General features: G+C 49.3%; 24 protein-coding genes and 2 tRNA genes. 11 read left to right on the forward strand and 15 right to left on the reverse strand.

Annotated elements, in window-relative coordinates; all coding sequences use genetic code 11:
* The first annotated feature begins 42 nt into the window (after positions 1-42).
* A complete protein-coding gene (locus GZZ87_RS14225) occupies positions 43-375 on the forward strand; it encodes a DUF883 family protein (protein ID WP_162026482.1) in 333 nt (110 codons plus the stop codon).
* Positions 376-378: 3 nt separating this feature from the next.
* Positions 379-738 carry a phage holin family protein gene (locus GZZ87_RS14230; RefSeq protein ID WP_162026483.1) on the forward strand — a complete coding sequence of 120 codons (360 nt, stop codon included), beginning with the start codon at positions 379-381 and terminating at the stop codon, positions 736-738.
* 439 nt (positions 739-1,177) lie between these two features.
* Here GZZ87_RS14230 and ccsA read toward each other — a convergent pair whose 3' ends face one another.
* The 4 genes from ccsA to GZZ87_RS14250 form a co-directional block, all read right to left on the reverse strand.
* Positions 1,178-3,562 (reverse strand): cytochrome c biogenesis protein CcsA, encoded by a 2,385-nt coding sequence (ccsA, locus tag GZZ87_RS14235; protein ID WP_162026484.1) that lies wholly within the window; start codon positions 3,560-3,562, stop codon positions 1,178-1,180.
* 132 nt (positions 3,563-3,694) lie between these two features.
* On the reverse strand, positions 3,695-5,206 hold the full coding sequence (gene nrfA / locus GZZ87_RS14240) for an ammonia-forming cytochrome c nitrite reductase (RefSeq protein WP_162026485.1): 1,512 nt from the start codon (positions 5,204-5,206) through the stop codon (positions 3,695-3,697).
* A 13-nt stretch (positions 5,207-5,219) separates the two neighbouring features.
* Positions 5,220-5,750, reverse strand: a complete 531-nt coding sequence (gene nrfH, locus GZZ87_RS14245) for a cytochrome c nitrite reductase small subunit (RefSeq protein ID WP_348534066.1) — start codon at positions 5,748-5,750, stop codon at positions 5,220-5,222.
* 305 nt (positions 5,751-6,055) lie between these two features.
* Entirely contained in the window at positions 6,056-6,820 is a 765-nt protein-coding gene (locus GZZ87_RS14250) for a hypothetical protein (RefSeq protein WP_162026486.1), read from the reverse strand.
* Between the two features lie 165 nt (positions 6,821-6,985).
* Between GZZ87_RS14250 and metF the strand changes: the two genes are divergently transcribed.
* The 5 genes from metF to GZZ87_RS14275 all read left to right on the forward strand — a co-directional run bounded on the left by metF (position 6,986) and on the right by GZZ87_RS14275 (position 10,298).
* A complete protein-coding gene (metF, locus tag GZZ87_RS14255) occupies positions 6,986-7,876 on the forward strand; it encodes a methylenetetrahydrofolate reductase [NAD(P)H] (protein ID WP_162026487.1) in 891 nt (296 codons plus the stop codon).
* Positions 7,877-8,032: 156 nt separating this feature from the next.
* On the forward strand, positions 8,033-8,344 hold the full coding sequence (locus GZZ87_RS14260; protein ID WP_162026488.1) for a DUF971 domain-containing protein: 312 nt from the start codon (positions 8,033-8,035) through the stop codon (positions 8,342-8,344).
* Between the two features lie 66 nt (positions 8,345-8,410).
* Positions 8,411-9,091 (forward strand): hypothetical protein, encoded by a 681-nt coding sequence (locus GZZ87_RS14265; RefSeq protein WP_162026489.1) that lies wholly within the window; start codon positions 8,411-8,413, stop codon positions 9,089-9,091.
* Between the two features lie 175 nt (positions 9,092-9,266).
* On the forward strand, positions 9,267-9,602 hold the full coding sequence (locus tag GZZ87_RS14270) for a hypothetical protein (RefSeq protein ID WP_162026490.1): 336 nt from the start codon (positions 9,267-9,269) through the stop codon (positions 9,600-9,602).
* A 492-nt stretch (positions 9,603-10,094) separates the two neighbouring features.
* Complete coding sequence (locus tag GZZ87_RS14275) at positions 10,095-10,298, forward strand: ester cyclase (protein WP_162026491.1); 204 nt, start codon at positions 10,095-10,097, stop codon at positions 10,296-10,298.
* 84 nt (positions 10,299-10,382) lie between these two features.
* Here GZZ87_RS14275 and GZZ87_RS14280 read toward each other — a convergent pair.
* Both GZZ87_RS14280 and GZZ87_RS14285 read right to left on the reverse strand, forming a co-directional pair.
* Positions 10,383-10,456, reverse strand: a tRNA-Arg gene (locus GZZ87_RS14280).
* A gap of 313 nt (positions 10,457-10,769) precedes the next feature.
* Positions 10,770-11,441, reverse strand: a complete 672-nt coding sequence (locus GZZ87_RS14285; RefSeq protein ID WP_162026492.1) for a response regulator transcription factor — start codon at positions 11,439-11,441, stop codon at positions 10,770-10,772.
* A gap of 86 nt (positions 11,442-11,527) precedes the next feature.
* Between GZZ87_RS14285 and GZZ87_RS14290 the strand changes: the two genes are divergently transcribed.
* Positions 11,528-12,247: a response regulator gene (locus tag GZZ87_RS14290; protein ID WP_162026493.1), complete on the forward strand. Its 720-nt coding sequence runs from the start codon at positions 11,528-11,530 to the stop codon at positions 12,245-12,247.
* 65 nt (positions 12,248-12,312) lie between these two features.
* Here the strand turns inward: GZZ87_RS14290 and GZZ87_RS14295 are convergent.
* The 5 genes from GZZ87_RS14295 to GZZ87_RS14315 all read right to left on the reverse strand — a co-directional run bounded on the left by GZZ87_RS14295 (position 12,313) and on the right by GZZ87_RS14315 (position 16,019).
* Positions 12,313-12,389 (reverse strand) — tRNA-His (locus GZZ87_RS14295).
* Positions 12,390-12,481: 92 nt separating this feature from the next.
* Positions 12,482-13,069, reverse strand: a complete 588-nt coding sequence (locus GZZ87_RS14300) for an ABC-type transport auxiliary lipoprotein family protein (RefSeq protein WP_162026494.1) — start codon at positions 13,067-13,069, stop codon at positions 12,482-12,484.
* Between the two features lie 7 nt (positions 13,070-13,076).
* Complete coding sequence (locus GZZ87_RS14305) at positions 13,077-14,084, reverse strand: MlaD family protein (RefSeq protein ID WP_162026495.1); 1,008 nt, start codon at positions 14,082-14,084, stop codon at positions 13,077-13,079.
* A gap of 44 nt (positions 14,085-14,128) precedes the next feature.
* The gene (locus GZZ87_RS14310; protein WP_162026496.1) at positions 14,129-14,887 is read right to left on the reverse strand and encodes an ATP-binding cassette domain-containing protein; all 759 of its coding nucleotides are present in this window, start codon (positions 14,885-14,887) and stop codon (positions 14,129-14,131) included.
* Position 14,888: 1 nt separating this feature from the next.
* Entirely contained in the window at positions 14,889-16,019 is a 1,131-nt protein-coding gene (locus tag GZZ87_RS14315; protein ID WP_244651321.1) for an ABC transporter permease, read from the reverse strand.
* A 119-nt stretch (positions 16,020-16,138) separates the two neighbouring features.
* Between GZZ87_RS14315 and GZZ87_RS14320 the strand changes: the two genes are divergently transcribed.
* Both GZZ87_RS14320 and GZZ87_RS14325 read left to right on the forward strand, forming a co-directional pair.
* Positions 16,139-16,801 (forward strand): HAD family hydrolase, encoded by a 663-nt coding sequence (locus GZZ87_RS14320; protein WP_162026497.1) that lies wholly within the window; start codon positions 16,139-16,141, stop codon positions 16,799-16,801.
* A complete protein-coding gene (locus GZZ87_RS14325) occupies positions 16,802-17,464 on the forward strand; it encodes an HAD hydrolase-like protein (RefSeq protein WP_162026498.1) in 663 nt (220 codons plus the stop codon). It abuts the gene before it with no gap.
* Between the two features lie 3 nt (positions 17,465-17,467).
* Here GZZ87_RS14325 and GZZ87_RS14330 read toward each other — a convergent pair whose 3' ends face one another.
* Entirely contained in the window at positions 17,468-18,151 is a 684-nt protein-coding gene (locus tag GZZ87_RS14330) for a UDP-N-acetylglucosamine diphosphorylase (protein ID WP_162026499.1), read from the reverse strand.
* A gap of 146 nt (positions 18,152-18,297) precedes the next feature.
* Here GZZ87_RS14330 and hflX point away from each other — a divergent pair, with 146 nt between their 5' ends.
* Positions 18,298-19,566: a GTPase HflX gene (gene hflX, locus GZZ87_RS14335; RefSeq protein ID WP_162026500.1), complete on the forward strand. Its 1,269-nt coding sequence runs from the start codon at positions 18,298-18,300 to the stop codon at positions 19,564-19,566.
* Positions 19,567-19,844: 278 nt separating this feature from the next.
* Here hflX and GZZ87_RS14340 read toward each other — a convergent pair whose 3' ends face one another.
* From GZZ87_RS14340 to GZZ87_RS14350, 3 genes are read right to left on the reverse strand one after another with little or no spacing between them, the layout of a single operon-like run.
* Entirely contained in the window at positions 19,845-20,870 is a 1,026-nt protein-coding gene (locus GZZ87_RS14340) for a hypothetical protein (RefSeq protein WP_162026501.1), read from the reverse strand.
* 34 nt (positions 20,871-20,904) lie between these two features.
* On the reverse strand, positions 20,905-21,834 hold the full coding sequence (locus tag GZZ87_RS14345; protein ID WP_162026502.1) for an AAA family ATPase: 930 nt from the start codon (positions 21,832-21,834) through the stop codon (positions 20,905-20,907).
* A gap of 42 nt (positions 21,835-21,876) precedes the next feature.
* Positions 21,877-22,596 (reverse strand): hypothetical protein, encoded by a 720-nt coding sequence (locus GZZ87_RS14350; protein WP_162026503.1) that lies wholly within the window; start codon positions 22,594-22,596, stop codon positions 21,877-21,879.
* Positions 22,597-22,616: the final 20 nt, after the last annotated feature.

Consider the following 22,616-nt stretch of genomic DNA (forward strand, 5'->3'; position numbering starts at 1 on the left):
CCAACACGTTGCAGCCCAATATCCACTTAAAGAAAGCACATTATGACTCAGCAAAACGAAAATGCCACCGAGACAAACACTTGCCCAGATCGTGAAAAACTCGTCGCCGACCTAGAGCAGCTACTCGCTGACGCCAAGGTGCTCACGTCTGATGTCTCCGAAACATCACAAGCCTATTTCACAGAGAAAACGGCGCACATACGCTCACAACTGACTGATGCCATCAACGACGTCAAAGAGCGCGGCGAATCGACCAAGGAACAAGCAGTTGAGACCATCGAAAAGGTAGAAGCGATGATCAAAGACAAGCCATGGAGAGCAGTCGGCATTGCAGTGCTCGCAGGCATCGTGATTGATCGTATTATTCGCGACTAGAGAATGAGCCAACTCCTACAGTCGATTCAGCAACTGCTAAAGTCGCGCTTTGAGCTCTTCCTCGCCGAGTGTCGCTTAGAGCGTTCGCGCCTCTCGCTACTCTTCACCCTATTAGGCTTAGCGTGTGGAGCACTCTTTCTTGCAGGCGCCTCGGCATTGACCGCAATAGTCATTGCCATTCCTGCGGAGCATCGAGTGCTCGTCCTCACCATCGCCGCGATACTCGCCCTGCTCGCCACAGTGATCTGCGCTGTCATGGCATCAAATATTTTGAGGTCCAAACAGTCACCATTCGAGGCAACAAGAGCCGAACTTAGGAAGGACGTTGAATGTTTAACATCCGCAATCAAGAACAAGCGATAAGAGAGGCACAGGCTCGCGCCACACAGGAGCGCAACGCCATAGAGCATTCGACTCAATCGGCCATCACCGCTTGCCAGAAAGTTCTCTTACGAAGTGCCCTCAAAACAGGCGTTCGCAAGGGCGCATCACGCTTACTTCGCAGTCGCAAAACAAGTGAAGACCAACCGAAGAAACGCCGGATCCCGAAGCGACTGCTCGGCACCATCGGGATTGCCTGTTCCGCCTGGCTGATCCTTTCCACGCGAAACGACTCCAAACGGAGACATTGAGGTGCCATTGGGGCGCTGATATCGGTCTATACTGCCGCGCATCATGTATTGTAATTCTTCATGGTTCAGGAATCTTCGCAGGGGTCGTGCTTGCGCGAACCGCGAAGGCAGGAGGCGTCTCGAACTCCATGTTTTTAAGCCTTTGCGCGGTCTTCGCAAAGCAAAGCCCCTTACCTTATGTTACCACTGCGTTGATCTCTGAATCTGTAAGAACCAAGGATCAGCAAGACAACAGCCGCAACAGTGACATACACCCATACAGGGATTGGAACGGGATCTCCTGTCGCGTAGGAGTGCATACCTGAGAGATAATAGTTCACCCCATAATAAGTCATCAAAATAGTGCCGTAGGCAGTCAGACTGAAGCAGGCGAAGAGGTATTTAGAATACACCGCTGTCATCAGTCTAAAGTGCGTCACCAAGGTATAAATAAGGATGGAAATGTAAGCCCACGTTTCTTTCGGGTCCCAACCCCAATATCTACCCCAGGATTCATTGGCCCAGATGCCACCCAGGAAGTTTCCAATAATCAAAAGCGTTAAACCAATGATCAATGTCGCTTCATTGGTATCGGTTAACTTACTGATTTCCAGCTCCAGCCTGTTTCGTTTGTTCAAAACGAATAGCACGAGTGTCATGCCTCCTAGAAGTGCACCGATGCCAAGGAAGCCATAGCTAGCAGTGATTACGGATACGTGCACCGTGAGCCAGAACGATTTCAGCACTGGGACAAGATTTGTAATCTCTGGGTCAATACTTCCGAGGTGCCCAGCAAACATGAACAAACCTGCCATAATAAAGGCAGCTCCCATCGGGAAGACCTGCTTCCGAAAGAACAACAGTCCGCCTAGACTCGCACTGAAGGCAATATACATCATGGTTTCATAAGTATTGCTGAGGGGCGCTCGACCACCGATATACCACCGTGCGACTAAAGCGAAGGTATGCACCCCGACGATTGCCACGAGAGGAATAAAAACCACAAACAGATGCCACTTGCTGAAGCGGACAGGATGAAATAAAACCCAAAAACCTAAACCGAGCAAAGCAATGCCTGCCAACAGGTAAGCGATACTCAGGCGCGGGAAGAGCTTCAATCCATTGTATCGGATCTCATGATCCACCACTCGCCTGCTCGGGATCACTGCGTTTCCGTATTGTCGCTGGTATTGGTCTATCTCTTCTACCAAGACGTCGAGTGCTGCATAGTTCTGAGCAAAGCCTTGATCCATAAACTCTTTAATCGTTCGTTGGATTGTCACCTCTGCGTTGTTCTCGGAGAGCGTCCAAATGGATTTGAAATCGACCCATTGATTATTCGGATCATCAATGACAGGGAACACCTTAAACAAGGCACCCGTGTAAACCATAAAGGCGATATTGAGACGCTCATCGACCTTGATCAGATCATTCTCAAAGGTGCCTCTTTGAGAGGGTTTTAATGCATGCGCACGCTCCACCTCCTCCTTCAAAAGATAACGGTGCCCCTCAAAGAACTGGTTAAAGCTGGCTCGATATTCAGCGTTCGTGCCAATCATCTTTCGCAGCTTAGGCGTTTTGACTTTGATCATCGGCACCTTCTTCCAGATGTCTTCACGGAAGAACATTCCCAAAACAACTTGATTGTGCGTCATCCCATCTAGGCTTTCTTTGCCACTGAGCTTGCGCACGATCTCTCTGCTGAGCGTATCCATGGGCTTCATACGCCCCATCCTAGATTGCACGACCAATCTTGAGAAATCATTGCTCACATCGAATGACTCCGCCTTGAATGTCTCAAAGTAGTTATCTTCGTATTCACCTGCCTCTAGCTGATGAGATGCAATCGAAAGTAATAAAGTGACTAGGAAAAGCGTGTGCTTATTAATTCGAGCCAGCAATATTCGCAACCTTGACCCTCGATTGAGCGGATTGAGTATTAAACCAATGAACAGAAGGAAATAGCCCGTGTAGGTGCACAACTTCCCCGGGTCTCTATTGACTGTCAGAATCGTGCCCTTCTCATCGGTGTCATAGGAGGTTTGAAAAAAACGATATCCCCGATAATCCAAGGTATGATTCATGTAGATACGATAATCCAATTCAATACTCTCTAGGCTATCTTTGACTGTCACATCACTCGAAAAGGCTGAAGGCGACTGACTTCCCGGATACCTTTCCATTTCAAATTTCTGTAGCGTGATTGCAAAAGGAAGCTCTTTAGTAGATCCATCTTCGAGTGCAGTAAACTGGCTCGATGATTCACCTTCACGTATATGCATTCGACCCTCTTCTCCGCCGTAACGCGTCACTCCAGCGCCAATCAGGATAACAATCAGCGACATATGTAAAAGCCCTTTGCTCAGGCTTTTATAGAGCTTAGTTCTAAACATGACGGCTAGCAGGTTAATCGCCGCAAGCGTTAGTAGCACTTCATACCAAAGCGCATCATAGATGTGAAGCCTGGCGACTTGAGTTCCATAATCATTTTCAACGAACGTGGCAACGGCTGCCCCCAGAGCAAGTGCTAGAAAGGTAAACACGAACAAAGTATTGGAGCTGAGGAATTTTTTCATGGTATTGAGCCGAGTAGAAGCCATCTCTACGCAAATAAGCGAGAATGGAAATCTTACCATTCTCGCTTATTGTATTAAATCTCTACGATTCCGTTGTTGGCACTTCTGCCAGCAATCAGACAAGTAAACTGTCTACTTGCTGAAGTATGAAGAATTGAGATCGACGTCCTTACGCGCTTCTTCATCCAAGTGACCTGCTTCAATTGCTTGCTTAATCCACTCTTGTTCGAGCGTTGCCTTAAACTTCAATTTTGCCTCAACCAAGTCCTCAAGAGGCACACCAGCAATTTCTTGGGCCTGCTCCTTTGTAGAGAAATCTGGCGCGCTGTAATCAATGGCATCATGAGCAGCGAGCACTCGAACAAGCTTCAAACGTGCTTGTTGTGCGGTCTCATTCGCAGAGGCAAGCAGACGAAGTGTCTCTTCTGGTGCGTGGAAGAATGAACCATGGCTGGCGATCGAGTAATCCCACTTCCACTGAGACGAGCGGATGTCATCGAGAATTGGCTTCATCTCCGTTTCTGTCGCACCGACCTCCCATGCCTTACCGGCTTCAAGGTGGGCTTTTGCTAGATTGTCCATCGCAATCTCCATGAGAAACTCTTTGCGCCCAAGTTTCTGAGCAACGATACCACGGAGTTTCCCTTCACTTTCGCGGTGACACTGCATGCAACTTCTATCCATGCTCTCTAAAGGCGAACCGACATTGTGATCAGAGAACTTTACAGAGCCTTCTTGTGTATAAGGCATGTGACAGTCGGCACAAGACACCCCTTTTTGCCCGTGGATGCCCGTCTGAAAAATTTCATAGCCAGGATGCTGTGCCTTCAACATGGGAGTCCTTGATATTTTATGCGTCCAGTCCTTGAAGTTACGATCATTGTAGTATTTCTCCATCCGTTCTGCAGTGAGGCCTTCAGACCATGGAAATGTAACCACTTTCGCGGTTTGAGTTTCACCCTCATCATTCGTCCATTCAGTAGGCTTGAAGTAATACTCTGAGTGACATTGAGCACACACCAATGAGCGTTTCACCTGGTGACTGGACTCTGCGAAGGTAGGCAACCCAGCGGACTCAAGCCCTCTGTCAAGATAAGGTCGGTTGATCTCAAGTTGTCCATCCTGGCTACTGTGACAATCCGCACAACCAATGGAGTTCGAAACCTCGTCTCCATATTTCGCCCACTTACCGGTGAAATATTCATTCTCACCTTCTTCGTCGATAAGACGCGGAACGTCCGGAGACTTACACGTCCAGCATGCCGTAGGCATCGGGCCCGTTTTCTCATCTTCGGGTGCCCCGGTGCGCAAGGTATTTATATTATCCTGCACCGCGTAGTAATGGCCTCTGGGAGCGTTGTAGTCCTTAGCAAAACCATAGCCCGCCCAAAGGATCGGCAACTGGGGCTTCATCGCCAACATATCAACGATGCCTTTGCTGTGCTTTGTCTGCTTCCAAGAGCTATATTGCCTCGGGTAGTATCTCGCCCATTCACTACTGTTCGACTCAATCGTGTCAGAAATGTAAGGTGCTGTCGCAATCTCCTTACGCTCCTGCTCTCTTTTGGTCACACTACTGGCGAGCAGCATGGCTCCAACGATCGCAATCACTGAGGAGATTAATAAAATTTTATATATTTTCATAACGGGGTTCCTACTATTTGACTTCTTTAACGCCTAAATTATCAGATGTGGTGGTTAGTCCACGCACCTTACCGTGAGGCACACTTGTGTGGCAGTCCCAGCACCTTCGCTCAGAGGCTGCAGTGCTGTGTTCAATGATGTGGTTGGTCTCACTGTTTGAGATCAGCGTGCTAACGAGGTTACTGTGACAAGAGATACAGTTCTTCTGCACGCGGACAGCTGCGTGGTCACTGATCTGTATGGCATTATCATACGTATCCAAGGTAAACGCCACAGAGTGATTCCAGCCGTCATGCGCCTTGGCTATGTATTTATCCACAAAACTGTCAGTGGGCAAATGACACTCCACACAAGTAACCATATTATGGGAACTATGCTGCCACGTCGCATACTGCGTATTCATGACGTGGCAATTAATACATGCCTTAGGATCTTTAGAAAGATAAGAAAGCGCTTTCGATTCTTTGGTGACATACCCCGCCATGATTAACGCGATCATGAAGCAAGAGAGTGCAGCAATCTTTAAAATAGTTGGTTTGTCCACGATAGTTAGGATCGTTTAGTGCGTTATCAGAAATACGGGGTTAATATTAGATTACTGAAAGACCTTTAGGCCGAGCTTACAATCAAATTCAATACTTATTCTTCTTTAATTCCTCATAACACCTGCCACCCTACACCTTTTGACCATAAGACAAGTCAACAAAGCCTGCCAAACATGTCACCATATTGATGAGAGAGAACGTAGCCGAGTTCCTTTAGGCGCTCGGCCGAATCGACAGTTACCACCCTCCCTGCAAGCGGATGGCTACCTAAAAGAAGCCAACGACCTTTGCCATTGAGCATCAACTAATCCACCGGATCATTGCTCTTACGAATAATCGCGGTCGGCTGATATAAATCACGGTTACTTGCTTGAAACTCAGCTTTAAGCCGCACGTTAAAATCAATTAAATCCACCATCTTCCAATGCTTCAACTGCCACTGGCCATCCACTTTGCCGCCATGCGCAACCCCAACAATCAGATGACTCGCATCGTCTAATATTTTATTGGTCGCTTTCTTCGGTTCGAAATAAAAAGTGCGAAAACTACTTTGCTCACTACCAAGTTTATAAATCTTAGGATCAATATAAAAGACGCGTCCACTCTCCCGATGCAGTAGACGCAAATCCGGATAGCCAGAGCGCTGACGTCCGCCGGAAGCATTGACTGGAATCTCACAGAGCAGTTCCTCCTTAGCATTGAGCAATTTCAAAAGACTGTCTTCCACATAGCGACTGATCTCATTCACCCGCCCCACTTTGTGTATTGGGTGCGATGCTACATTCAGCTCTGCCATACAGTCATTTAATGCAGTTGCTAACGCATCCGCCATCCAAGCATCCACAGGATCCCTCGAGTCTACTGGCAACACCTGGCAGCCAGAGACTGCTGAAACTACGTCCGAAAACGGCACATCGTCCAAGCGTCCTTCATCTTCAAGTAGCCAAGTAATCAGCGGTTTCACTTCGTTGGCGGCGACTTCGACCTCTGCCTCGACACTTGCCGTAAAAGCAGACAAACACCCTGCAAAGCAGAGTGCAAACGACCCTCGGTGTTTCCTATTTAACATGACCACACGATAAAAATCGTCGCATCCACGTCCAGCCTGATTCATTGACTGTGAGCGATACCATTCGTATGTAACCAAACATTCGAAATCTCCCCGCTAGAAATCCACTTTGACCACACATTCCACTTTACATATCATCATATCATTATATGTTGATTCGTTTAAATGAAATCACTTTCCATCAAACAACGTCTCGAAATCAACGATCCGCTCTTTTCTGTCGAATTCTTTCCGCCGAAATCGGATGATGCTGCACAGCAACTACTCAGCACAGCGGAGCGCCTGCAGACATATAACCCAGACTTCGTCTCGATCACCTACGGAGCCGGCGGCAGCACACGCAGTCGCACCCTCAACTACGCGCGTAAACTGCACGAAGACTACGGCTACGCCGTCATGCCCCACCTCACTTGCGTCGGGCACTCGCGCGATGAATTAAAGCAAACCATTGCCGAATTCAAAGCCGCAGGCCTCAAGCAAATCATGGCGCTGCGCGGCGATCCGCCAAAGGGAGAAACAGACTTCACACCGCACCCAGACGGCCTCAGTTATGCGAACGAACTCGTGCAGCTCATCCGCGAAGTCTACCCAGAGTGCGACCTCGGCGTAGCAGGCTACCCCGAGAAGCACCCCGAAGCACCGTCTCCAGAACTCGACCTCCTCAACTTAAAGCGCAAAGTCGACGCAGGCGCGACCTTCATCACCACGCAGCTATTCTTCGATAACGAAGCCTACTTCACTTTTGTTGAAAACTGCCGCCGCGCAGGTATCACTGTTCCGATCATGCCCGGCCTCATGTCGGTCGCATCGCACAAGCAAGCATTACGCTTCTGCGATATGTGTGGCACCTCGATCCCCGCCGCACTCAACGAGCAACTCATCGCCGCAGGCGACGACAAGGCCGCAGTCGAGGCAGTCGGCATCGAATGGAGCTATCAACAGGCTCGCGAACTACTAGAGAAAGGTGCCCCGGGTATCCACCTCTACATTCTCAACCGTGCTGGACCTGCGATTACTTTGATGGAAAAGCTACAAAGCGCGGGCTTTTACCGCTAGGTGATTGCTGGATCGTCGCAGGCGTCTAGCTTCAACGATTCGACCTTGTCCCTTCAGCTGCCCAAAGAGCACCCGGCTTCAGTCTCCCCATCGGGGCAAACCGCAGACGGTTCACCATCTTCGCGCGACTCGCGCTTCGTCAAACCTTCCCTCACCATGGCTAAACCAACCGACATACAACTCATCGGCAGTGAACTCTGCATCATCTGGCAAGACGGCAGCGAAAGCTTCTTTCCCAGTGAATTCCTTCGCCAACACTCCCCGAGTGCTCAAAACATCGGCGAAAAAGACATCTTCGGCAATCAATACGGCGGCGATGGTCCTAAGGCGTTCCCCGGCGTGACCATTGAGGGCTGGGACTTTAAAGGGAACTACGGCGTCAGCCCATGGTTCAGCGACGGGCACAAGAGCGGTATCTTCAGTTGGGACTACTTAAAGATGCTCGAAGCCAAACTCCAACAGAGCTAGGTAAATCGGTGACACCCTCAAATTAAGGATCGAACCTTGATACGCATTCGTGGTTAAGTCTTCCACATGGCGAAAAGCAGTAAAGGTAGATTAATCGGCACACTCATGGCGCTGGCCGCATTGGTCACGGCTGGCATTTTGGGTATGACGTTCTACCACTCGACTGCGAGCATCCACGAACTGCTCACAGAAAACCACGAGCTGAATAAAGCAGTCCGCAACCTCACTCAAGAGGACAATATCGGCTATGCAACCCTACAGTCGCAGTCCAAAAATGAACTAGGCGAGCTCCAGAGTGTCGTGCGCTTTGTGCAAACCGCGGCTGGTGATCCAAAAACGGTCGTCTCCGAGCAGCTCTTCACCATCACAGGCGACATCGTCCACTTCGATGCATTAATCGTTAAATTCACCAACGAATATGTAAAGGACGGCTCTGAGCGCGCCCTCTATTTATGGCGCCGCATTTACGGTGAAACCACTACACCAGCCGACGGCGAGGCAATCGAGATGGCTGGCAGCGCCCCCGAGCGCTACTACTCGATCACCGAGTCACTGAAGCTCAACAACCGAGACATCTTCTGGGAAGCTATATGGGATCTAGCCAACGACACCACCCGCCTCAGTGATTACGGTGTGCAAGCCGTCTTTGGCAATGCGGTCTACACACGCGTGGAACCTGGCAAAGTTTACCTATTTAAAATCAGCGCGACTGGGCAGATCTACCCCGAGACAGTTAATACGTATTGATGCCAATCTGTGACTTAAACTGCTAATCTATTATCAGTCTAAAGCGCTGCCTATGGTTGGAGATCGACCTCAGAAGTGCCGCGGCATCGATATCAAGCCTACAAAATTGAGATCACGTTGAAATCGTCACAATTTTATATTTGTGCTCTCCAGAAAACCGTTCGATATAAATTCAATGATACTAGAATCAGGTGAAACCATATTTGTTGCCAGTCGTCGCAATTTCGAAAGCGATCAGCGGCGCCACTTCGTCGGCACAGTCGAACGATGCACAGAGACAACCGTCCGCGCAATCGGCTATGTTTTCATGATGAACCTCAACAAACGATTTGAAAAGAAACCCGAAAAGCGGACGCAAATCTTCTCACTCATCGATTCCCGTATCATCATCAACGTGCTCCCATCAGGCGCGTCGCTCGACCACATCGAATACATTTCCCAGGCAAACCGCTTATACCTCTGCGATGGTCAAGATTTCATCTACGACATTAATGAGTTTAGAACAGGCTGAAGCGGTAAAGACTCACGCCAATCCCTGCGACGATGCCCTCCCCCTTTGCCTCCCAAATAATAGCAGCCAACCAGGCACATCTCATCGACGGCAACCACGACGCCATCGAAACGTTCTTCAGTCCTGACTATCTCGCACACGTCACAGGCAACGACGTGACTGGCGGGCATGACACCGTCCGGAAATATCTACAGCTATTGAACCTTAAAAGAGTAGTTAGACGGAGGTCTGCCGTAGATGGCGAAGCAAGTCAGGAGGAAGGAGTTAGAAGCTGAGCATCAGTGTTTTATGGCGTCTTAGACGCTCGCCAAATGGCTTCGCCCTTCGGTTGCACCCAAGGGCATAATAAGTGTCGCTGCGCTCGGTGGGCGACTATAGGAGAATCGACAAAGGCTTCATAATCAAAGACTAACTTCTGACTCCTAACTTCTAACTCCTGAATCTAGGTTGAACAGCACCTTCACTGACCTGCAGGTGGAGATTGAAATTTGAGTGGAAGGTGAAGACCGCATCGCATGGCAACGCACAGTGCGTGGGATACAGAACGCAGCCCTTTTAGGATTTCCAGCGACCAAGCGCCCCATCATTTGGCGCGACATGGTAACCAGCCGCTTTCAAGACGGCCTCTTCGCCGAAGATTGGGTAATCACCGATCTCGCTGAGCGCCTACTACTCGCAAGGAAGGCCAAGGCGTAAGCAATATACTCCAGCCGCGGGCATCCTGATACAAGCGGCAAGATGCCGCGTCTGCTCGACTAGAGCCACAAGCCCATCGGAACGTATGGGCGCTGGGGCTCGAACCCAGGACCGTCGGTTTAGAAAACCGATGCTCTATCCAACTGAGCTACGCCCACATATCATTCCGCTTGAGCGAGAATCGCACGAACAAAGCAGTTTTGCCCCAACACGCAATACGATTATTTACCTTAAAGTCATACTGCTCTAGTAGCGCGGTTGAAGCCATTTACCTGAGAGCATGCGATGTTCCAAGGTTGGTTGCGGCAGATACGACACGAAATTTTCAAGTATTCAACACTGGCTCACCGATTCATCACTGCGACACAACCTTGTAACCCGCTTTTGTAACCTAATTCGAAAATGTGCGCTGAATTAAAGGTGGCTCAACGATTTTTCAGAGAGCCTCCAAATACGCTCCACAGAAAACAATCAGTGCTTCTGGTGGGTGACTTCAGTCCAGTCGAGGCCGCCTTTGAATTTGACCACGCCTTTTGCCAAAGCAAAACGCACAAGGCTCGCCTCGTCACTGAGATTCAGTTTTTTCATCGCATTATGCTTATGGCGACGCACGGTGAATTCACTGATATCCAAAGCCGCTCCAGCACTCGCATTGCTGTGTCCTTGTGCGATCAAGCGAAGCACCTGAAACTCTCTATCTGACAATATTTTATAATATGCATCCGGATTCTCCCACATGCCCGTAATAATCTTCTGCGCGTGTTCTGAATAATAAACATCACCCACCGAGACGTTATTGAATGCAGCAAATAGCACCTCCAGCGACATTTCTTGCTTATCAACAAAGCCTAGGATTCCGCTGCGCGTGACTTCACGCAGGGTGTAGTCATCACACTCACTAGAAATCACTAAAATCCGGATATCAGGCTTCACCTCAAGCATACGCCGAGCGAGGCTTAAACCATCCAGCTTCGGCAGCATCAAATCTAGCACGACAAAATCAAAACTCTCTTTTTGAAAGAGAGCCCATGCGGCTTCCCCATCTCCTGCCTCTTTAACATCGTCGAACTCAAACTCACGATTCACAATACTCGCTAAAAGTTCGCGCACCAATGCTTCGTCCTCTACGATTAATGCCTTCATATGTTAAAAAATGGAATAGAGATAGCCACCGCGCGAGCCATTTGTCTTGTTATTTTGATAACACCCTCAGCAAAGATCTCATAAAAATGAATCCACCGAGAAAAGATACCACCATTCGTGGAGCCAGTGTGCTGATAGCAGACGACATGAACTTTCATCGTCATATTAACAAACAAGTGCTCAAACGCATGGGGGCAATCGTCCACGAGGCAACTGATGGCACGCATGCCTTAAAAATGCTGCAGAGCACCCATTACGACATCGTGATCATGGACATTCATATGCCTGTTTTAAGCGGGATAGAAGTCGTAAAATCAATACGAGCAACTGCGAACCACATACTGCCAAAGTTCATCGCACTCAGTGCACACGCCACCCCGAAAATGGAGGCAACCTGCCTAGAAATCGGCTTCGACCATTTCATTGAAAAACCCCTCAGCCCCAAAAAGCTAGAAAACCTGCTAGGCTACACCATTGAAGTCACGTCTACTGCACCCCTAACGATTGACAATAGCCTACTCAACTATCTAGCCGATAACGACCCCAATGCAATTGCGGCGCTAGAACTTCGCTGCCGCATGTCTTTTATACAGGAGATCGAACAATTAGAGCTTTTACTCCAAGGAACAGACCTATTGGCAATACACGCCTCGATTCATAAACTAAAGGGGCTCACAGGACTAAAAAAAGACAGAAAACTCTCAGATCTCTTAGGTTTGATCACCTCTAGCATTACAGTCACTCCCGCAAAGCATTGCCCCTCCTCACTTTGCCAGCAAATGAGGCAGCATATCGAACAAGCATAAGCTCCTAAGAATCAAACGATCATGATACAAAAAATCCCGAACTCGCTAGAATTCGGGATTAAAAGTGGGGTGGCTAACGGGATTCGAACCCGCGACCCTCGGCACCACAAGCCGATGCTCTAACCAACTGAGCTATAGCCACCATCTAGAGGAATGTGCGTGTCGCTCATCCCTAGAGAAGAGCCGATATGCTCTTCCAGATTGGCTTCTTGTCAATATTCCTTTGAAAGAATTTTATCTTTTTTTCAGTGACGCCCAAATCTCATTCGCGAAGGCTTCTAAAGCGACATTGAACCCAGTCACCATAGACTGTGGATCTCCCTGATTCCAAGTGCTTTCAGTAAAAGTAAACACGCCCGAACGTGACTCTCGTCCCTCTTGCTTTAGTTCCCAGCTAGCAGAGAGCAGGATACGGCCTTCTGCGGTTGCGATCAACTGATGAAAGCGCAGATGCAGCACATTGTCTTCGAAATTCGATTGTGGCCATGGGTAAAAGCCACTTTTCAGACCACCGCTGGCCACTTCGATATAGTGACTTAACGAACGCGCGACACCGAGGTCGATAGGTTCGGCCCAGCGTGCTTCCTCGACTTCAATGAGCTCACCATCCGCAGAACGAACCTTTAACCCATAGCCCTCCATATAAGCTGGAAAATAAGGGCGAGCGATATAGCCCCGCTCCACCTCTTGATCAGGCTGAACACTAGGCAGGTTGATCAGGCCTAAAGTATACTCCTTTCGAGTATCTTCACGTGGCTTCAAATTAACACACCCTACAATTGGGCAGACCAGAATCAGTAATGTAATGAGTCGTAGTAACATAGTCAGATCATTTAGAGGACTCTCGCCCTGTTATCAGTGCATTTGGATTACGCTCGATATACTCGACCAAGAAACGCATCGATTGAGCGGCACGCCCCAGTTCTCGAATGGCGCCCTCTAATTCAACTCGCATGGAAGAATCAGGCTCCAACAAAGCGCTACCGTCCGCGACAAGTTCGTCAAAGCCAGTCAGAGTCTGTTCAAACGCAGTCGTCCACTGCGTGATCGCCTCTGCCAAAGGTCCCTCCTCTAAATCATAGCTCTCGAGCGTCGACTCCACCTGAGCAAGGGCTGAACGCGTAGCAAGTAAAGTCTCCTCAAGCTCACCGGACTCCAACAACGCGTTCACACCATCCGCAGCCTTTACAAACGACTTGCTCATACCTGCAGTATCCAAGCCTTCGAGCGTCTGCGACAGCTCCACAAGCATGTGGTTTAGGTTCGCTTCTAAGCCTTCGTAATCAAATTCTGCCAGTGCCGAGATGACAGTGCCGAGTTCGTTACCGAGTTCATGCAACGATGAACCCAATGTCGGAATTTCAACCATACCGTAATCATTATCCCGGTGCTCAACAAATATGTTGCGCACATCACGCTGCATACTGAATTCGACAAACAGCTGCCCGGTAATCATGCTCTCAATGTTCAACTGGGCGACGAGACCGCGATCAATCATACCATGAATCGTCTTAGGCCCAAAGGTTTCGACTGAAGTGCCCAAATCGTTTGTGAGACGAGAACGATCAATTCTAATAATCACCGGGATCGACGTCGAATGCTCCGCCTGCCCCTCAACTCGAATCAAGATACGCTCAACTGCCCCCACAGGCACACCGCGATATTTCACAGATGAGCCGACACTCAGCCCATTCACTGACTGATCGAAAAACAGCACATAGCGTGTCGTCTGGCCAAACAACGAGAAGGAGCCAAAGAAGAGCACCAGCACCACCATTAAAGCGATGGATGCAGTGACAAATACTCCGATGATTTTTGGATTCGTTTTACGGCTCACGATGAAAACCTCTACATTTTTTATAATTTATCAACGACATAGCATTAATGTGCCGACTTACGTAATAGAAAGTCCTGAACATCCTGCGGAGTGTTCGGGTTCTTGATTAAGTCCTGCGGGTTACCGTCACAGATCGCGCGCTTGGTTTTTACATCCAGAAACAGAGCGCTATCAGCAATCGCAAAGATACTTGCCAATTCATGCGTCACAATAATTACCGTGGCACCTAAGGCATCTCGAAGCTGTAAAATCAAATCATCCAAGCGCCGAGAACTCAAGGGATCAAGGCCTGCAGAAGGTTCATCAAAAAACAAGATCTCAGGGTCTAAGGCGATTGCACGCGCCAAGCCTGCTCGCTTCTGCATACCACCACTCAGCTCAGATGGATAACGGTGCCCGAAGCCTGCTAAACCAACTAATGATAATTTAAACTCTACAACATCACGAATCTCAGCGGCACCGAGCGTCGTATATTCTTGTAGCGGCAACGCAACGTTCTGCGCCACCGTCATGGAGCTCCACAGCGCCCCCGCTTGAAACAAAACACCGAAACGACGCCGAATACGCTCGATCGATGCCGACTGTGGATCAAAGCGTTCGGCGCCGTAGTAAATGTCTCCTTTAGATGCCGACTCTAGGCCAATCAAATGCTTGAGTAGTGTGCTCTTACCACAACCACTCCCGCCCATCAGCACCTTAATCTCACCCGTGCGCACAGAAAAATTCAAGTCGTTCATCACGACATACTCACCATAAGCCATGGTCAGGTTCTTCACCGTAATCTTATCAGTTTGTTGATCCATCCTATATGCCTATGATTTGAAAAGCGACGGCGAAGATCGCATCTGCGATGACTAGCCACGTGATACCGGTCACCACAGCCGAGGTTGCGGCCAAACCAACAGCGCTCGCGTCCTTACCGCAGTGTAAACCACGATAGCACCCTGCGACCGCCACGATGATGCCAAAAACCACACTTTTAAAGATACCGACCCAAAAATCGTTCAAAGCGACCGCGTTCTGTATCTGATTCATATACTGAATCACAGTTACATCGGAAATGCCGACAGCGACGACCATACCGCCCAAAATCGAGACCACATCCGCACACACACACAGCAATGGCATCATCAAAATCAACGCAAATACCCGCGGCAACACCAAGAACTGCATTGGAGAAATGCCAAAGCAAGTCAACGCATCCACCTCTTCATTGACTCGCATACTACCAATCTGAGCGGCAAACGCTGCCCCCGTGCGACCAGCCATAATCACTCCAAGCATCACGGCCGCCAATTCTCGTGTCATCGCAATCCCCACCAAATCGGCAACATAGATATCTGCACCAAATTTTTGCAACTGCACCACACCGACAAAGGCCACGATCAAGCCCATCAAAAAGCTCAATAAGCTCACAATACCGAGCGCTTGCGACCCAGTGGCTTGGAGCAATGCGAGAAAATCACGTTTGCGCAGCTGCGAGCCACCACGAAGAAACGAAAAGATATCGAGACACAGTCTTCCAATAAAGTCGCAATAACGACCAAAACCAGCGAATGCCGCGAGCGTGCTTTCCCCTATATGCGCAAACCAGTTCGACTGCTCCTCTGCTGGCGTTGCCTTTGCCTCTGGCACAGCTAAAGACAAGTCGACCATTTGCTGCACACCGTCAGGTAAATCTGAAGCAATGAAGCGAAGCTTACGGTCAATTACCACATTATGACATTTACGCACAAATAATAACAGCGCGGTATCCCACTCTCCGATCTGAGCTCCCTCAAGCTGCAAAGAAGAAATTGAACTCTCATTTAAGGCAGCTTCGACACTATCAAAAATCGGGCGATCTAAACGTAGCAACCAATCTCCAGAAAGCAGCAGCACCAGGGTCGTCCCCTCTGCCCGCATATCCAATAGAGCTTTTTTTTCGGAATTCACACGACTGATGCCCATAATTAAAATATCTACAACTACTCACGTTCACTTGCCAGCAATCCCAGAACTATCCATAAAGCCCCAAACTGCGCAAACACAGCGACTGAATAAAGGATATTTTTATGAAAACGATACTCTTCGACCTAGACGGCACACTGATTGATCATTTCACGACGATCCATCGCTGCGTCGTATTTGCACAACAACAACTCGGATTGCCTGAATCTGACTATGAAACCGTTCGCATCACAGTGGGTGGCTCAGTGCCAGTCACACTAGGCAAACTCTTAGGCGAAGCATATGTGGAACGAGCCCTGCCACTATTCCAAAATCATTTCGAAGAGATCATGTTTGAAGATGTAATCTCGCTGCCAGGTTCCACTTGGATTCTAGAAGCACTCAAAGCACGCGGCTACAAACTCGGCGTCTTTACCAATAAAAATGGCAATCAATCGCGCACGATCCTAGAGCACCTGAATCAAGCACAATACTTTGACGAGATTGTCGGCACAGGCGACACCGCGTATCGCAAGCCAGAGCCCGAGTTCACCGCCCATATGCTGAACCTCTTCAATTCGAGTGCCGACGAAACCATCTTAATCGGCGACTCACCCTTCGACTATGCCGCCGCTGAAGCAGGTAACCTAAAATGCTACCTCGTAACAACGGGTAGCCACTCCGAAGCTGAGCTCGCAGAGTCCACGCAAGCCGCGGGGATCTACGCCGACTTTTACGAGTTAGGCGCCGCGCTGTTCGACCTCACTCACGAAACCGCACAGCTCTAAATGCCGAACGCGCAGCAACTCCCCCGCCCCAAAGCCATCCTTTGGGACATGGACGGCACCTTGATTGATCAAACCGCCGCAATCATCCGTGCTTACTGCGACGTGATCGAGGCAATGGGCGGTAGCACACCAGACGCCGATGTTATTCGCCGCAGCCTTGGCGGCCCCATGGCTGCTACGATGGCACTCTTCATTGATGACGCACATTTAGACGAAGCCTCGAGACGTTTCCGCCAACGCTTCCCCGAGATCATGTTTGACGGATTAATCATCCTACCAGGTGGTCTCGAGCTGATTGAAAGTGCCTATAAAGCACGTATTCCGCAGGTTATTTTCACCAACAAGCACGGCGACACGGCACGTAAAGTCAGTAAATACTGTGGCTTCGCCAAATACATACCGACCTGTATCGGCAATACCGATACAGACTGGCACAAGCCACAAGCCGAGCTGACACACCATGTATTAGAGCAAATCCAAGCGTCCACGGAAGGTGCCTGCATGATCGGCGACTCTCCGACCGATATCGAAACCGCGCATAACGCTGGCCTCCCTTGCTACTGCATCGCCACAGGTGCACATAGTATCGAAGAGTTACTAGCAGCCGGAGCAGAAGCCGCCTTTAGTAGCCTGAAAGAATTGAGAGCTGCGTTCGCGTTGTAAGATTTAATCCATTCGCGGAGCGGTCTTGATCTGCTCGCGAATGAACGCGATCGAATTCGCTCCCAGCGTGCCACGAAATGCCATCGTCGGCATCACCAGAGCACGTCGCCCGAGAATAGAGCCTGGATTCAACACTGCATTGCAACCGACCTCCGCAGCATCACCGACCAACGCACCAAGCTTACGTAGCCCCGAATCGCAACGCGAACCATCTGACATTTGAACCGGCACGTTCGCTTGATCCAGTCGAAGGTTTGAGCAAGTAACACCAGCGCCTAGGTGCGCTTTATTCCCCAGAACACTATCACCGACATAGCTAAAATGCGGCACCTGCACCCCATCCAGCAGTAGGCAGTTCTTAAATTCGCACGAGTTGCCCAGCACACAATTTTCACCTGCGATCACATTACCACGGATGAACACACCGGGGCGCAACTCAGTGCCAGCACCAATATAAGCAGGTCCTTTGATAGAGCCATACGGAGGTAATTTGACGGATGGGTGAATGAACACCTGCCCTTCAATGTGCAAGCCAGCTGGCACCTTAACCGCCAGCGGCTCGAATTCAAACGCCTTGAGCGCTTCAGCAATGAGAGGCACCCACAACCACGGAGCCAACTCGTCTGTGAAGACAGAGGCAAATGGCAACGATTCAGGAAATTCAAAAAGATCACTGGCTTTTAGCATATGGAAATCTGAACCATTCCTCACGACCACAGCGAACTTAAAAATGCCTGTAATTCAGGTTGGTATTCGTCAACAAAGCCCGTAAGTTCTCCCGTTCATCATTTTACAACCAATACTTCGTGCACGACGTTAAAGAAAAACCAAGAATGGTCGAACGGGCCATGCTCATCGGCATCACTCTCCCAGGTGAGACCGATTCCACTACACGCAGCTTGCTGGATGAATTACGAGAACTCGTGACGACTCTCGGCATCGGCATTCAACACGAAGTGCAACTGGCAATCCGTAAGCCTCAGGCCAAATTCCTGACTGGCTCTGGTAAAGCAGAAGAGCTAGTCGAAGAAGCCAAAGCGCATAATTGCGACGTCATCGTCTTTGATAATGAGCTGACTCCCGCGCAGCAGCGCAACTGGGAGCAAGCAGCCGAAGACAAAATCCTAGTAATCGACCGCCAAGAAGTGATTCTCGATATCTTCGGCAAGCGCGCACAAACCAAAGAAGCGGTGCTACAGGTCGAACTGGCTCGACTTGAATACAATTTACCGCGCCTCAAAAGCGCGTGGACACACCTTAGCCGACAACGCGGCGGTGGCTCCATGCAGCGAGATGCTGGTGAAACGCAGCTGGAACTCGACCAACGCATGGTGCGCACACAGATCACACGCGTGAAACGCGAGCTTGAGAGCGTCATCCAACATCGTCACGTGCAGCGCAAGAAGCGTATGACTGTGCCGGTGCCGACCTGTGCAATTGTTGGCTACACCAATGCTGGAAAATCCTCGCTGCTCAATAAGCTGACGAACTCGGACATACTCGCAGAGGACAAACTCTTCGCCACACTCGACCCCACTTCGCGCCGTTGCCCCCTGCCAAGCGGCCAACCCTTAGTCGTAACTGATACTGTGGGCTTCGTCCGCAACCTACCGCACCGACTCGTCGACGCCTTTAAAGCAACACTTGAAGAAGCTGTCGTATCAAACTTCCTGATCCACGTATTAGACATCAACAGTCCCGATGTCGAGGCACACGCGGAGACAACGCTCTCGGTGCTACGTGGCCTCGGTGCAGATGAAAAGAAGATCATCACCGTCTTTAACAAGATTGATGACCTCTGGAGCGAAGACACCCGCATTGCCCTCTCGTTCAGATATCCCGATGCATTGTTTGTAAGTGCGCATAGCGGCGAAGGCATTCCTGAACTACTAAAGCACATGGAGGGCATCGTCGAAAGCGACTTCTCCCAACTACGCTTACTCATACCGCATAATCGCTACGATCTCGTGGCGCGAATACACCGTGAAGGTGGCGTGCGTAAGGAAGAAGCCAGGGATGACGGCACCTACATCGTAGGCTCCGTCCCAGAACGACTGCTATCAGCGGTGCACCCTTACCTGCTACCCAACGACGAGTCGTAATACTATTACTGATATAGTTTGCGCATTGAAAATACCTTTCCTCGCCAACGCTAAGACATCACCTCTTCGCCCCCACCTGATACTGCTTTCTGTTTTTGACCTATATCCAGCAGTCTCTGGTGGCCAGAGAGCCTTAACTCTGTAAGCGGTGAAAACTCTTTTGTAGCAGAGCCGTAAAACGGTTTCGTTCGGAGTATTTGGGCTCTGATTCGGTGGTCGAAACGGGTTCCCCATTCCGCTACAAATCAAGTGTAAGTCACCGCGAAAAAGTCCTAAACTCAGGCCTCATCGACCATCTTACGAAGGTCTTTGCAAAGCTCGGAATCCAAATCCGGAGAAATCTCCTTAAGCTCATCAGCGACGTCCTCCGCTTTTGAGGGTCTAAACACGCCGAGAGCGAGGTGCGTCAGCCAATGTAGCACGCCTTCTGTCTGCGGATCGTTTAAGAACATCAACTCACGGCAGAGATATGCCGAATCATGCATACGCACGAGTAGGCGCGGTTGACGCCGCCCGAAGTAATGCAGGCATTCAAAAATTTCTGGAAGTAATTGAGACTCAACCACTGACGGCAATTCCATCCGTTTGCCCATCAATCGACCGCGCTTCCGCCGACGCTCGTGATACTCCTGCACTGCCTGTAAATCGCGGCGCGATAAACGGTTTAAGCAAAAGGAAATAGCTTCAGGCAGGTGAAAACCACGATGCCCCATACGATATGGGAAATACTTGGTCAGTCCCTTCTCATCTCCGTGCGCGAACACATTTTGAAGACTCTTATAGGCACCACCGATCCACGCCTTATCGGAGAGTCGGTCGAGGAACTCCATCAAATCGACAAAGGTAATAATCTCCTCTGAGACACAGAGATCACGCAAACTCTCATCTAAGTTGGCTAAACGAACAGGATAGTCCTGATAGAGACCATACTCTTCAACAAAGCGCATACGCTGTGAATGTGCCTGATTATCAATCTCCTCGAAAGAACCGAGATCATCACACTCTTCTTCAAAAAGAAAAGTGGTCTCACAAATTTCCAAGAGCAGCGTAGCCGACTTTAGATCGAGCTTCTCAACTTCGAGGAGCTCTTCGAAACTGAAATAAATATAACGAGCGACAATATCACCCTTGATGCGACCACCAGGACGCGACCAGCGTTGCGTCCCGGTGTTTTTCGCCAAACAAGAGATACTCAAATCCTCAAATGGAGAACCTTGAGCACGAAAAGCAACCGTATCCCACCGAGCAGAGAGCGCCTCAACGGTGCTTAAGCCTTTGGTATTCGGATTCTTAATGTTAGCCATTTATACTTATCTCTTTCTGAATATAAATCTGGAATTACGAAGCACTCGCCACTGATGCCCCGCCAGGTGTAGAAGCCTGTGCATTCACATCGTGTGCGAGAATTTCATCCGCCAAATCGCTATAATCTTGCCCGACACCATCGTGAACTTCACGGCTTTCGATCAAACAAACCGGCAGACCAAGCGTGACGGCACGTCGAACGATTGTCGCATCTCGAATACAGGTATTGTAGATTTTGGCTTCATTGGAGACGAGACGCTGCTTCTTGAATTGGTTCAAGCGAAGCTGCATACGCATTTTCGGCACACCAATATCAACGTTCGCCTTAATGGAATTAAAGACGACACCTGCTACACGAGCGAAGTTACCAATTTCCGGAGTGCGGAAACCAGCGGAACGACGATAGAAGAGCAGGAGTTTCTCAATCATCAGAGTAAATCCGATCAATGAGAGCGCATCGGGATTCGATGGAACATACAACTCATCAGCACTGAAAATACCGAGCTGCGATGCGTTTAGAATATTGGGAGGGCAATCGTAAACGATAAAATCATAATCCTTCTCCACCTCACGGATCTGCTCATTGAAGATCAGATAATGCGGATTTTGCGGATTAATGTTATACTCATTCTCAATATCGATGAGATTGAACGTCGTCGGGAGTAGATCGAGACCAGGCAACTGTGCGTTCCCTTGGTTATCGCGAATAACATCCTTAACGATCAAATCCTTAATACGATCTTCACCCGGTTCGAGAATCGAATAGACCGAACCACGCTTCTCCATGTTAATCCGATTCCAACGCTCAATGCGAAGTAGCCAAATACTGGAGTTTGACTGTGTATCCAAATCGCAGAGCAAAACACGTTTGCCCTTTTGCGCGAGGCAGGATGCCACATTGACGATCAGAGATGTCTTACCAACACCACCCTTGTAATTAATAAAAGCGAGCTTTCTTGCCATACTATATCTTTATAAAAGTTAAAACTTATTGCGCAGGATTGCTTAGAACTGTGTTTCGAAATCGTCGATAGTAGGTAGCTCTTCCGAGAACCCTACCGAGAAATCACCAAATTCCTGATCACCATCAGTGCCAGTGCGTTGCGAAGGCTCTGACTGCCCTGCAAGAATCTTCTCCGACAACGCGCGGTCGATGTATATCTCAGCCCAGTAACCATTTTCGACCTCATACTCGTCCGGAATGAATCCATACTTATCGAGAATCTCAAGAATCAGGGAAGAATCGGGCGTTGCACTAAAGCCACTCAACATACCGCGATCTTCGTGCGACTTGATGACTTCATCGACGATAAATGGAGGCACGATTCCGTCGTAAGAAGGATGAATCGTGTGTTGCCCAGCCCAGACCTGCCAACGATCGCGGTCGACCGAACGTTCAGTGCGTGAAAGCGCTTCAAAATAGTAAACCTTACGGCGAGTCAGACGCCGCACTAGCGCACATGCCTTCACATCACCGTGTTCGATTTCCAGCCAATCGCCGCGGCGGGGCTCTTCAATGGGATCGCGTGTTTGGGAAATGTCTTCTGGAGCTTCGATAAAATCTTTGCCGCCAGTGAAGCAATACTTTACCTCCGTCTCACCATGACGAAAAATATCAAGCTGACCCTTGCGAATCAGTTCTTCTTGGAATTTTTCAGCATCTTTGCGGGATGACGCCCACATGTATTTAGTGACTGAGGTTGTAACTTTGAACTTACGTTGCATGACAATGGAGTGTTATTAAT

Origin of the sequence: Lentimonas sp. CC4 (assembly GCF_902728235.1) — a bacterium.
Classification (GTDB): Bacteria; Verrucomicrobiota; Verrucomicrobiia; order Opitutales; family Coraliomargaritaceae; genus Lentimonas.